At 41.1% G+C, this 12,843-nt stretch carries 8 protein-coding genes and 1 pseudogene; 7 read left to right on the forward strand and 2 right to left on the reverse strand.

What is annotated here, in order from left to right; all coding sequences use genetic code 11:
- The first annotated feature begins 14 nt into the window (after positions 1-14).
- The 3 genes from RM529_RS09315 to dgt all read left to right on the forward strand — a co-directional run bounded on the left by RM529_RS09315 (position 15) and on the right by dgt (position 4,778).
- On the forward strand, positions 15-2,474 hold the full coding sequence (locus RM529_RS09315) for a ribonucleoside-diphosphate reductase subunit alpha (RefSeq protein ID WP_311484522.1): 2,460 nt from the start codon (positions 15-17) through the stop codon (positions 2,472-2,474).
- A gap of 185 nt (positions 2,475-2,659) precedes the next feature.
- Positions 2,660-3,037, forward strand: coding sequence for a GxxExxY protein (locus tag RM529_RS09320; protein WP_311484523.1), 378 nt, complete (start codon positions 2,660-2,662; stop codon positions 3,035-3,037).
- Positions 3,038-3,434: 397 nt separating this feature from the next.
- Positions 3,435-4,778 (forward strand): dGTP triphosphohydrolase, encoded by a 1,344-nt coding sequence (gene dgt / locus RM529_RS09325; RefSeq protein WP_311484524.1) that lies wholly within the window; start codon positions 3,435-3,437, stop codon positions 4,776-4,778.
- Positions 4,779-4,819: 41 nt separating this feature from the next.
- Here dgt and RM529_RS09330 read toward each other — a convergent pair whose 3' ends face one another.
- Positions 4,820-5,824 (reverse strand): DUF3078 domain-containing protein, encoded by a 1,005-nt coding sequence (locus RM529_RS09330; RefSeq protein ID WP_311484525.1) that lies wholly within the window; start codon positions 5,822-5,824, stop codon positions 4,820-4,822.
- Between the two features lie 36 nt (positions 5,825-5,860).
- On the reverse strand, positions 5,861-7,639 hold the full coding sequence (locus RM529_RS09335) for a 1-deoxy-D-xylulose-5-phosphate synthase (protein ID WP_311484526.1): 1,779 nt from the start codon (positions 7,637-7,639) through the stop codon (positions 5,861-5,863).
- Positions 7,640-7,913: 274 nt separating this feature from the next.
- On the opposite strand from RM529_RS09335, the gene RM529_RS09340 reads away from it, so the two are divergent.
- The 4 genes and pseudogenes from RM529_RS09340 to RM529_RS09355 all read left to right on the forward strand — a co-directional run.
- Positions 7,914-8,363 carry a nucleoside deaminase gene (locus RM529_RS09340; RefSeq protein ID WP_311484527.1) on the forward strand — a complete coding sequence of 150 codons (450 nt, stop codon included), beginning with the start codon at positions 7,914-7,916 and terminating at the stop codon, positions 8,361-8,363.
- A 119-nt stretch (positions 8,364-8,482) separates the two neighbouring features.
- Positions 8,483-10,639: a thioredoxin domain-containing protein gene (locus RM529_RS09345; RefSeq protein WP_311484528.1), complete on the forward strand. Its 2,157-nt coding sequence runs from the start codon at positions 8,483-8,485 to the stop codon at positions 10,637-10,639.
- Positions 10,640-10,766: 127 nt separating this feature from the next.
- Complete coding sequence (locus RM529_RS09350) at positions 10,767-11,648, forward strand: sugar phosphate isomerase/epimerase family protein (protein WP_311484529.1); 882 nt, start codon at positions 10,767-10,769, stop codon at positions 11,646-11,648.
- 250 nt (positions 11,649-11,898) lie between these two features.
- Positions 11,899-12,843 (forward strand): annotated as a pseudogene (locus RM529_RS09355) (beta-N-acetylhexosaminidase); the annotation flags it as partial.

Consider the following 12,843-nt stretch of genomic DNA (forward strand, 5'->3'; position numbering starts at 1 on the left):
AAAATATTAGTATTATGTATGTAGTAAAAAGAGACGGGCACAGAGAGCCCGTAATGTTCGACAAAATCACCGCAAGGGTAAAAAAACTTTGTTACGGACTTAATGAATTGGTAGATCCTGTTAAAGTTGCCATGCGGGTAATAGAAGGCCTATACGATAATGTAACCACCAGCGAACTCGACAATCTTGCTGCCGAAATTGCCGCGACGATGACCACTTCTCATCCAGATTACGCCAAACTCGCTGCGCGGATTTCAGTTTCCAACCTTCATAAAAATACGAAGAAGACTTTTTCTGAAGTGATGACAGATCTTTATGAGTACATCAATCCAAGAACGGGTGAAAAGGCACCTTTACTGGCAGATGATGTTCATGAAGTTATTCAGAAGAACAAAGAACTGCTGGATTCGACCATTATTTACAACCGCGATTTTGGCTACGATTATTTCGGTTTTAAAACCCTGGAGCGTTCCTATTTACTGAAATTAAACGGCAAAATTGCCGAGCGACCTCAGCATATGCTTATGCGTGTTTCTATTGGTATTCATTTAAACGACATAGAAGCCGCGATAGAGACTTATGAGTTGATGTCCAAAAAATATTTTACTCACGCTACCCCAACACTTTTCAACTCCGGCACTCCAAAACCTCAAATGTCGTCTTGTTTTCTACTTACCATGAAGGACGACAGTATCGATGGTATTTACGATACTTTAAAACAAACTGCAAAGATCTCCCAGTCGGCTGGTGGTATAGGTTTATCAATTCACAACGTTCGCGCAACAGGTTCTTACATCTCCGGCACCAATGGTACTTCTAACGGAATAGTCCCCATGCTGAGGGTATTTAACGATACCGCCCGTTATGTAGACCAGGGCGGCGGAAAGCGTAAAGGTTCTTTTGCCATGTACGTGGAACCCTGGCATGCCGATATTTTTGATTTTCTTGATCTTAAAAAGAACCACGGAAAAGAAGAAATGCGTGCGCGCGATCTTTTTTACGCCATGTGGATGCCGGATCTCTTTATGAAGCGCGTGGAGGAAAATGCGGAATGGACATTAATGTGCCCGCATGAATGTCCCGGATTATTTGATATTCACGGAGAAGAATTTGAAAATCTTTATACGCAGTATGAAGCTGAAGGAAAAGGCAGAAAAAAAATTAAGGCACGTGAACTTTGGGAAAAGATCCTGGAATCTCAAATCGAAACCGGAACGCCTTATATGTTGTACAAAGATTCGGCGAACCGAAAGTCGAATCAGAAAAACCTGGGAACCATCCGCTCTTCCAATTTATGTACAGAAATACTGGAGTATACAAGTCCCGATGAAGTAGCGGTTTGCAACCTCGCCTCCATTGCCTTGCCAATGTTCGTGAAAAACGGAGAATTTGATCATAAAGAACTTTATAAAATCACCAAACGCGTCACCAAAAACCTAAATAAGGTAATTGACCGTAACTACTATCCGGTAAAGGAAGCAGAAAATTCCAATATGCGCCACCGCCCGGTTGGCCTTGGCGTACAGGGGCTGGCAGATACTTTTATTAAACTGCGACTTCCCTTTACAAGCGACGAGGCAAAAGCACTTAATCACGATATTTTTGAAACGCTTTATTTCGCAGCAGTTACAGCTTCTATGGAACTGGCCAAAGAAGAAGGGCCGTACTCAACTTTTAAAGGTTCACCCATAAGCCAGGGAGAATTTCAGTATAACCTTTGGGGAATAAAAGATGAAGATCTAAGCGGAAGATGGGATTGGGCAAAACTGCGCAAACAGGTAATGAAAAACGGGGTGCGCAATTCACTTCTCGTGGCGCCAATGCCAACCGCTTCCACTTCCCAGATCCTGGGCAATAATGAAGCTTTTGAGCCTTACACTTCCAATATTTACACCCGCCGGGTTCTTTCCGGGGAATTTATTGTGGTAAATAAGCACCTGCTGGAAGATCTTGTAGATCAAAATCTGTGGACAGATGATGTAAAAAACGCCATTATGAGAAATAACGGGTCGGTTCAGGATATAGATGTGATTCCGCAGGAGCTTAAAGAGCTTTACAAGACGGTTTGGGAACTCAGCATGAAGGATATTATCGATATGTCCCGCCAGCGGGGCTATTTTATCGACCAGTCGCAGTCGCTCAACCTGTTTATGGAAAATGCGAACTACGGAAAACTGACTTCCATGCATTTCTACGCCTGGAAAAGCGGCTTAAAGACCGGAATGTACTACTTAAGGACCAAAAGTGCTGTTGATGCTATTAAATTTACCCTGGAAAAGGAGAAGAAAGCGCAACCAATAGCTGAAACCTCTCAAAAAGCCTCTGAACGTGCTGCGGAAATGGTTCAGAATAAAGAGTCGGCTCCTGCTAACGTAGTTACAGACGAAAGTTCCCTTTCCCCGGAAGAATTACGTGCTATCATTGCCCAATCCAAAGAAGGCGAAGGTGACGACTGTTTAATGTGCGGATCTTAAAATGCCAATTATCGGCATAGAGAGCGAGATCTGCGGGATAAATTTTAATGAAAATCTTTAGAAGCTCTGAAAAAAATATGTCCCGCAGATGGCGCAGATAAACGCAGAAAATATTGTTTAAAAGTTTAAAATCTGCGAAAATCAGCGGAATCTGCGGGATAAATTCACACCACTAGAACCTAAGTATGAATGAAAATGAGATTTCCTATAAAATACGAGGAGCCATTTATAATGTGTATAATTGCTTAGGGCCGGGGCTGCTGGAATCTGTTTATGTCGCAGCTTTAAAATACGAGCTTGAGAAAAATAATCTGAAGGTTTTAAAGGAAGTTCCCGTACCGGTTTATTATGAAGAAGAAAAACTGGAAGTAGGCTTTAGACTGGACCTGCTGGTGGAAAACAAAGTTATTATTGAAGTTAAATCTGTAGAACACCTTGCAGAAGTACATCATAAGCAGACCATCACTTACTTGAAACTAACAAAACTTAAATTAGCTATTCTGGTGAATTTTAACGTAGATAATATTTCAACCGGAATTTTTCGGAAAGTAAACAATCTATAAGATCACTTATTTAACGATTAAGATCTGCGAAAATCAGCGAAATCTGCGGGATAAACTTTACTGAGAATCCTTAGAAGCTCTAGAAAAAGGCTGGCCCGCAGATGACACAGGTAAACGCAGAAAAATCTCTTAAAAACCTTTTAGCTCTGCGAAAATCAGCGAAATCTGCGGGATAAATTTTACTGAGAATCCTTAGAAGCTCTAGAAAAAAGCTGGCCCGCAGATGACGCAGATAAACGCAGAAAAATCTCTTAAAAACCTTTTAGCTCTGCGAAAATCTGCGGAATCTGCGGGATAGGTTTACGAGAATGTTCAGAGTTAATTGAGAAACCATACGTCTCAGGGGAAATTTCTCGGTAAAGTGAACTAAATTTGCCGCAGAAGCAAACAAACCAAAATGAACTGGGAACGACTCCTGTCACTTAAACGCTACGGCGACACGCATAAAAGGCTTAGAAAAGAACAAAATGAAACCCGCTTAGGTTTTGAGGTAGATTATGACCGGATTATCTTTTCTTCGGCATTTCGTAGCCTTCAGGATAAAACCCAGGTCATTCCGCTTTCAAAAACCGATTTTGTTCATACCCGGTTAACGCATAGTCTGGAAGTTTCAGTAGTTGGACGTTCTTTGGGAAGACTGGCCGGTCAGAAGATCCTGGAAAAACATCCGCACCTTTCCACGATTCACGGTTACCAGATGAACGATTTTGGAGCTATTGTTGCCGCGGCTGCACTTGCTCATGACATCGGAAATCCGCCGTTTGGACATTCCGGAGAAAAGGCAATTGGAGAATACTTCAGCCATGGTAACGGGCAACGTTTTAAAAAGCAACTCACTGCCACCCAATATCAGGATTTGGTGAAATTTGAAGGAAACGCGAACGGATTCAAAATTTTAACCGAAAACAGGCCGGGGATTGAAGGCGGAATCAGGCTGTCTTACGCTACTTTAGGAGCTTTCACGAAATATCCCAAGGAATCCCTACCGCATAAACCCACTCAGAATATTGGCGATAAAAAGTTCGGATTCTTTCAGTCTGAAAAAGAAACTTTCTTGGAAGTTGCAGAAGAACTTGGATTAACCCAAACAAGAAAGGGCGATAATGTCGGTTTTTCGAGGCATCCTTTGGCATTTCTCGTAGAAGCCGCAGACGATATTTGCTACACGATAATTGATTTTGAGGACGGTATTAACCTTGGTCTTATTGACGAAGAATATGCGCTGGAATATTTAATAAAACTGGTGAAAAGCAGCATAAATACTTCTAAATATAACAGCCTCACCAATACTGCAGACAGGTTGAGCTATCTGAGAGCCCTGGCGATAAACACCCTTATTACCGAAGCTGTGGAAATATTCCTGAAAAATGAAGAAGTTATTCTCGCGGGGGAATTTCACGAATCTTTGTTCGACAAGAGCAGTTATGAGGCACAGATCAAGGACATTATTAAAATAAGTGTGGAACGCATTTACCAGAGCGAAGAAGTAATAGGTAAAGAAATTGCAGGTTACAAAATGCTTACGCACTTGCTGGACACCTACACCCACGCATTTTTACCTGAAGAACCAGGCTCAGAATCTAATTTTGATAAACTTGTAAAACGGTCTGTACCTAAACTTAAAATCTCTGAAGAGCAATCAGTTTATCAAAGTCTATTACAGATTTGTTCCTACACAGCTTCCCTTACAGACGGCTTTACGGTGGCTTCTTTTGAAAAATATAAGGGTTTTAGAATTTAATTTTTTCAGTAATTGAAGATTGCTCTCTTTATTTTTGAAATTCAGAATTCATAAACCACACCAACTCCCAGTGTTTGCTTAAACTGCAGCCGTGGCCCCGTGGTTTCCAATTCGCCATCGCCGTCGAAATCCTCTTTGTACTTTACATCATCATCGTAACGTATCTGCGAACCAACATTGGCTTTTATAAAATCGTTCACTTTTAAGTTCACGTTAATTTGCCAGTCCACATCTATATTTCCAAATTTATTGAGATAATCTGAATAGAGATTAAGCCTGTGCTTAAGGTTGACATTCTCAAAAACTTCCTTGGAAAATCTGTTGGTGAACTGCAGACCAAATTCTGTCCTAACGCTTTCTCCTTCTTCAATAAGGTTCCCGTCCTCATCCCTTACGGCGGGAGTCACACCAAACATCCCTTCGTTCGCCAGGCGCTGATCGAGTACAAAAGTTGATTTTTGGGTGATAGGAGACAAATAGACGGTTAAATCTTCTTCGGGATGAGAAAATTCTGCACCAACCCCAAGAAATAAGTACCCGGGTGCCATAAACTTTGAAATAGGTATATCTGTTTCCGGGTAGCGATAACCGTTGGTGAACTGCGTATTGAAGTCCATTCTTGCCGAATAGTAAAAATTAGAAGTAGAATCCCTCCTGTAACCAAAAGAAGAACTAAACACCAGTTCATCTTCTGTCTTTCTTATTTCCCGCCCCTCCTGGGCATTGATACCATACCTGATGACTGCCGAATTTTTCCAGTTGGTAAGTTTTTTCTTGTAATTTCTTTCAAAATCGCCGTGTATTAGAGCCGAAACGGAGTTGTTACCACCACTACTCCAGTTAACAAAAGCCACTTCGTTAAAATCCAGCCCCACAGCGTTTTTCTCGTCCCAATAAGTAACCACATCGGTCTCTACAGAGTCCTGGACAGCATTATCTTCGCCGGCCCTGGTCGTATCGGGAATAATAGTGGTCTGGTAAAAAGCTGAAGCAAAAGATGTTGTAGAAAAAAGGCATAGGAGTGCACTTAAAAGTCTGATTTTCATTTTAATTAGATTCTCGGAATTGCAAAAATAGAAATTTTAAACCAGCGTTTTTAATTGCGCCAGTATATTTTCAACGCTAATTCCGGAGATTTCTTGTAATTCGGTTACTTTTCCCTGCTCAATAAATTTATCCGGCACTCCCAGGCACTTTATTTTACCTTTAAAACCCATTTCAGAAGCAAATTCGAGCACAGCAGTTCCAAAACCACCTTTTACCGCCCCATCTTCCACAGTAATCAGCGTTTTATACCTTCTGAAGATGTTCTGAAGCAATTTTTTATCCAGTGGTTTTACAAAAACCATATCATAGTGGCCAAATTTTTCTTTTTCTGAAGCCTCTAATTTCTGAATTGCTTCAGAAACATTGGCTGCCATAGGTCCTATGCTTAAAATGGCAATTTTCGATCCTTCGTTAAGGCAGAGGCCTTTGCCGATTTCCACTTCTTTAAACGGAAACTCCCACTCCACTTTGACTCCCCGGCCACGCGGATATCTTATGGCCAGCGGACTTTTTAAATTCAGTTGAGCAGTATAAAGCAAATTCCGAAGCTGGACCTCATTTGAAGGAGCAGCGATTATTAGATTAGGAATACACCTTAAATACGCAATATCGAAAACCCCATGATGGGTGGCACCATCTTCCCCCACCAAACCTGCACGATCCAGGCAAAACACCACCGGAAGGTTTTGTATTGCTACATCGTGAATTAACTGATCGTATGCTCTTTGCAAAAATGTGGAATAGATCGCACAAAAAACCGTGAATCCCCGGGTTGCCATCCCCGCAGCAAGGGTTACCGCATGCTGCTCTGCAATTCCCACATCAAAAGCCCTTTCAGGAAAAACTTCCATCATGTATTTTAGAGAACTGCCGGTAGGCATTGCAGGTGTGATCCCGATGATTTTCTCATTGCTCTTCGCAAGTTCTACCAGGGTCAACCCAAAAACATCTTGATATTTTAGAGGCAGACCTTTGGTATCATAAGGCAAAAGTTCACCTGTATCCGGTTGAAATTTTCCCGGGGCATGATATTTTACCTGGTCTTCTTCAGCCTTTTTTAAGCCTTTTCCTTTTGTTGTAATTACATGCAGGAATTTAGGCCCCCGGATTTTCTTCAATTCGGAAAAAGTTTCCAAAAGAGAATCCAGATCGTGTCCGTCTACCGGACCAAAATATCGAAAATTCAGTGCTTCAATAATATTATCCTGTGAAGGCTTGTACCCAACTTTGGCTTTTGTAAGGTATTGTTTTAGTGCACCCACGCTTGGATCTATGCCAATTGCATTATCGTTTAAAACAACAAGCAAGTTGGCTTTGGAAACCCCTGCATGATTTAGCCCCTCAAACGCCATCCCACTGGCAATGGAGGCATCTCCAATAATCGCAATATGTTGCTTTGCTGTTTCTCCTTTAAGATTTGAAGCAATGGCCATTCCCAAAGCTGCAGAAATTGATGTTGATGAATGCCCTGTACCAAAAGTATCGTAAATACTTTCATCTCGCTTTGGAAAGCCGCTTATTCCGTTTAGGCGGCGGTTGGTTTCAAAAACTTCCCTACGACCCGTTAAAATTTTATGTCCGTAAGCCTGATGTCCCACATCCCAAACCAGGAGATCTTCAGGCGTATTAAAAGCATAGTGCAGTGCGATGGTTAGCTCCACCACCCCCAGGCTTGCACCAAGATGACCTTCTTTAGTGGCAACAATATCAATAATAAATTTCCGTAGCTCTCCAGCCAAAGATTTTAATTCTTCCGGAGATAGTTTTCTCAGATCCTTTGGGGAGTTGATATTATTTAGAAGCTTTCCAGACATTATTGAATTCAGGAATTTTAATGGATTTCATTTTACAGCCGGTTTCTTCCGCAAAACTGCAACTGTTTAATTTTCTGTAAAGATAGAAGCAGAATTTTAAGCCGTAAAATATCAGGCAAAAGAATATTAATAAATCTGTTCTTTAGGTTTATTTTTAATTTTTACCTTTCCGCAGTAAATCCCGAAGCACCTTAAAAGATTTCATAGCAATAATATCAAATTCAGGGAAAGCTTTCGGAACATATAAACCCCAATTGCCGAGTAAAAACAGGATATGATAAAGCCCTTAGATGATGCCTATTTTATGAAAAGAGCTATGGATGAGGCTCACATTGCTTTTCAAAGAGGAGAAATTCCCGTTGGCGTTGTAGTGGTAATCAATGAGAAAATTATTGCCAGGGGCCATAACTTGACTGAAACTTTGAATGATGTAACTGCCCATGCCGAGATGCAGGCCATAACGGCAGCCGCAAACTTTTTAGGCGGAAAATACCTGAAGGGCTGCACGATGTATGTAACGCTGGAACCCTGCCAGATGTGCGCCGGAGCTCTGTACTGGAGCCAGCTTTCGCAGCTTGTTTATGCGGCAAACGACCTGCAGCGGGGCTTTAGAACGATGGGCGTACAACTGCACCCCAAAACAAAGGTAAAATCCGGAATTATGGAACGTGAAGCTTCAGATTTACTGAAACGCTTTTTTATTCAGAAAAGAAATCTGAATTAGAAAATGAAAACTTTGACTTCAATAGCAATCAAGCGCAGTAAAAACAGGAATGTTACTTTAATTCTATTACAGGCTTAATTCCCCTATATTTATCCCGAAAAATTTGATTTAAAATAGCCATGGCATTCAGAATAAATTTCAGATCCCTACTGTCTTTCAGCTTATTAATTATAACAATTTGTTGCTTAGCAGGATGTGCAGACAAGAAGGAGGAAAAGCACGCAATAGAAAATCGTCTTGCTGAAGCCAGTAGTCCTTACCTGAGGGAGCATGCAGATAACCCTGTAGACTGGTACGAATGGAGCCCTGAAGCTATAGAAAAAGCAAAGGAAGAAGATAAACCCATTATAATTAGTGCTGGATATGCCTCCTGCCACTGGTGCCATGTGATGGAAAGAGAAAGTTTTATGGACTCCAGCGTGGCTGCGATTATGAACCGCGATTTTGTTTCTATAAAAATTGACCGCGAGGAACGTCCCGATATCGATAAAATTTATATGAATGCTGCCCAGCTTTTAAACGGCAGCGGCGGCTGGCCATTAAATGCAGTAGCACTACCCAATGGAAAACCTTTTTTTGCCGGAACTTATTTCCCTCCGGAAGAATGGAAAAATATTTTGACCAAAATCGCTGACGCGTATAAGGAAAACAAGGAGTCTTTAGTAGAAACCGCCAATGCTTTAACTGAAGGGATTAAAAGCACAAACAGCCTGGGTGATCTTGGCGCACAAAAGAATGAAATTTCCGAAACTGAATATCTCTCTGTTATGGAAGCCTGGGAGCCAAGGTTTGACAGAGAAAAAGGTGGCTACCAGGGAGAACAGAAATTTCCGTTGCCCGTTAGCTGGGACGCTCTTTTGCAGCATTATTACTTAACCGGAAATAAAGAAGTGCTGGAAATGGTAAAGACCACGCTGGACAATATGGCCAGGGGAGGAATTTATGATCAGCTTGGTGGTGGATTTTCCCGATACACCACAGATCCCAACTGGCTGATCCCTCATTTTGAAAAAATGCTCTACGACAACGCGCAATTGATAAGTTTATATTCCAAAGCTTATAAAGTTGCACCATCAGAAGAATATCGTGAAGTAATAGAAGAAAGCATCGAATTTGTAGAGCGGGAATTGTCAAATAACGAGGGTGGCTTTTATTCTTCCTTAAATGCCGATACCGATGGTGAAGAAGGAAAGTACTACGTCTGGTCTACTGAAGAACTCCGCAACACCTTAAGTTCTTCTGAAGTTGAGTTGATCTCAAATTATTACAACATCGAACCTTACGGCAATTGGGAAAAAGGAAAAAATATACTTTACCGAAGATTTTCCGCGGAAGAATACATCAACAAAGAAGGCCTGGATGCAGAAGATTTCAGGAATTCCCTTTCAACAGCAAAAGAAAAGCTGCTGGAGGAAAGACAAAGTAGAAATCGGCCCACTGTTGATGATAAATCGCTGACATCCTGGAATGCTCTTATGATTGACGCTTACCTGGATGCTTTTCTGGCCCTCGGAAATGAGGAATATTTGGACAAGGCAATAGAATGCGCCGAATTTTTAAGCGACAAGATGCTTAATCCCGACTATAGCTTATGGAGGAGTTATAAAGACGGTAAAAGCGGAATAAACGCTTTTCTGGACGATTACGCGCTATTGAGCCGGGCTTATATTAATCTTTACCAAACAACCTTTAACATTGAATGGCTCTCAAAAGCTCAGAAAATTACCGGATACGCCATTACTCATTTTAGAGATGAAGAAAGTGGTATGTTTTATTATACTTCCAACGAGCACAACAACCTGGTCGCCAAAAAAATGGAACTGGACGATAATGTGATCCCTTCATCAAATTCTGTTATGGCACAAAATCTCTTTGCCCTGGGAACGCTATTTGAAAATGAAGAATATTCAACAATGAGCGAAGAAATGCTTGGGCAGATTTATGATCAGGCAATGGGGGATCCTTCCTTTTACGCGAACTGGACAAAATTGATTGGAACTAAAGCTTTTGGAGCTTACGAAATTGCCATCGTAGGTGGGGATGCCGAACAAAAGAATTTTCAGGTTCAGAAAAAGTACTTGCCAACTTCTATTTTTATGGGAGGTAAAAAAGAAAACCTTCCGCTCTTAAAAAGCAAGCTTGTAGAGGATGAGACGCTTATTTATGTATGCCAGAATAAAACATGTAAATATCCTGTTTCCTTAACAGAAGAAGCTATTGAAATTATAGAAAACTACCGCACCGGTAGGGAAGAGAGTCCAAATATCTGGAACTAAGAGAGTCCTTTTATAAGGGAATAATGGAAAAAACCACCTAAAAATTTCAGCTCTATTTAAAAACAGTTTCAGCTATTTATAGTAAATTTTAAAGTATTCAATTAATCAATCTCTAAAAAATAATAACATGATACATAGAAGAACCTTTCTCAAACAATCAGGCCTTGCACTGGCAGCCACCACACTTTTACCCAACACGATATTTGCCAATTCCAGTAACCAACCTTTGGGATTACAGCTTTACTCTTTACGTGAAACCATAGGGAATGACGTGAAAGGAACAATTCAAAAATTAGCCGAAATAGGCTTTAAGGAAGCCGAAACCTATGGCTATTCCAAAGATAACGGTTTCTGGGGGCTAAGCGTAGAGGAATTCAAGAACATCCTTGAGCAGAATGGCATAAAAACTCCGAGTGGACACTACGGAATAGATCCCTTTCTGGAAAAAGACGGCACAAAAGACGAGTTAAATTACATCCTGGAAGTAGCCAATAAACTGGACCAGGAATATGTTATTGCACCATATATTGCCGATAACCTGCGCAACTCTGTAGATGACTATAAAAGGATTGCCGATAAACTCAACACTGCCGGGGAAATGTGTAAGAAAGAAGGCTTAAAATTCGCTTATCATAATCATGCTTTCGAATTTGACGATTATGACGGGGAGAACGGTTATAAAATCTTTTTGGAGAATACAGATAAGGACCTGGTTTATTTTGAAATGGATATTTACTGGGTGGTAAGAGCGGGCATAGAACCGGCGGAATTGTTTAAAAAGTATCCTGGAAGGTTCCCATTGTGGCATGTAAAGGATATGGATAAGCAGCAGCCGGAGCTAAATACTGAAATTGGAAGCGGCGCTGTAGATTATAAGGAAATCTTTAAATATACTGAAGAGGCAGGGGCAAAACACCTTATCATCGAACAGGAAAACTTTGAAATGGAGCCCTACCAGAGCCTGGAACAAAGTTTTGATTATCTTCAGAACAAACTGGTAACTAAATAAAGGCAAGTGCAGTTTAAAAGATAAATCCAACAGCTTCAATGCCCGGGCAGACCGGGCATTGAGGTTTTCACCAATCAACTAGCCTCCGGATAACCAAGCAAAATATACTGGAAATAAACTTCAGCTAAGAATGGATAATAAAAACCTCAACAAGAAGCAATTCCTCATCAGGAATACGATAATTGCCATTTTTGGCCTTGCACTTTTTTTGACACTTGCATTTTCGTCCCGCAACTTTAGTGAAAAAGACATGTCTAAAGAGAGCCTTATTCCCATTCCCGTACAGATAGAGAACTATGAAGGAAATTTTACAATTACTCCTGAAACTGTTATTCTTATTTCTGAAGATGAAGAAGAAATGAGGTCTGTTGCCAGCTATTTATCTGAATTCTTAAGCCCTGCAACAGGCTTTGAGCTTCCGGTAAAGCAAAATTCTGAAGAAAATAAAAACTCCGGAAATATTATCTTAAGCCTCAGTGAAAATTCTCAATTTCAGAAACCCGAAGCTTATACTTTGGAAGTTACAGCCGAAAATGTACAATTACAGGCCTCTACTCCCGAAGGTTTGTTCCGCGGAATCCAGACCCTGCGACAGCTCATTCCGCCGGAAGTTGAAAGTGACAAGGTTCAGAATACCGAATGGAATTTGTCTTCAGGAAAAATTGAAGATCATCCGCAATATTCCTACCGGGGCGCCATGTTGGATGTTTCTAGGCATTTCTTCAGCGTAAATGAGGTAAAACAATATATCGACTTTCTCGCTGCCTATAAAATGAATAAACTGCACCTGCATTTAAGTGATGACCAGGGCTGGCGCATAGAAATCAAAAAATGGCCAAAACTTACCAGCATTGGCGGGTCCAGGGAAGTTGGCGATACCGAAGGCGGATTTTATACCCAGGAGGATTACAAAGAAATTGTCGCCTATGCACAAAAGCATTATATCACCGTTATCCCTGAAATTGATATGCCGGGGCATACCAACGCTGCCCTGGCCTCTTATCCGCAACTAAACTGCGACGATAAAGCTCCCGAACTTTATACAGGTATTGAAGTTGGTTTTAGCAGCCTTTGCGTAAATAAGGAAATTACTTACGAGTTATAGATGATGTTATTAGCGAAATTGCTGCCATAACGCCCGGCCCTTACTTCCATATTGGCGGTGACGAATCCCACGCCACCAGTAAAGAAGACT

Source organism: Autumnicola edwardsiae (assembly GCF_031846505.1).
In the GTDB taxonomy this organism is placed as follows: domain Bacteria; phylum Bacteroidota; class Bacteroidia; order Flavobacteriales; family Flavobacteriaceae; genus Autumnicola; species Autumnicola edwardsiae.

What these genes read in the sequence shown, in the direction of transcription:
- dgt (WP_311484524.1), top strand. Translation starts at nt 3,435, where the DNA reads ATGAACTGGGAACGACTCCTGTCACTTAAACGCTACGGCGACACGCAT.
- RM529_RS09340 (WP_311484527.1), top strand. Translation starts at nt 7,914, where the DNA reads ATGATAAAGCCCTTAGATGATGCCTATTTTATGAAAAGAGCTATGGAT.
- RM529_RS09335 (WP_311484526.1), bottom strand. Translation starts at nt 7,639, where the DNA reads ATGTCTGGAAAGCTTCTAAATAATATCAACTCCCCAAAGGATCTGAGA.
- RM529_RS09315 (WP_311484522.1), top strand. Translation starts at nt 15, where the DNA reads ATGTATGTAGTAAAAAGAGACGGGCACAGAGAGCCCGTAATGTTCGAC.
- RM529_RS09350 (WP_311484529.1), top strand. Translation starts at nt 10,767, where the DNA reads ATGATACATAGAAGAACCTTTCTCAAACAATCAGGCCTTGCACTGGCA.
- RM529_RS09345 (WP_311484528.1), top strand. Translation starts at nt 8,483, where the DNA reads ATGGCATTCAGAATAAATTTCAGATCCCTACTGTCTTTCAGCTTATTA.
- RM529_RS09320 (WP_311484523.1), top strand. Translation starts at nt 2,660, where the DNA reads ATGAATGAAAATGAGATTTCCTATAAAATACGAGGAGCCATTTATAAT.
- RM529_RS09330 (WP_311484525.1), bottom strand. Translation starts at nt 5,824, where the DNA reads ATGAAAATCAGACTTTTAAGTGCACTCCTATGCCTTTTTTCTACAACA.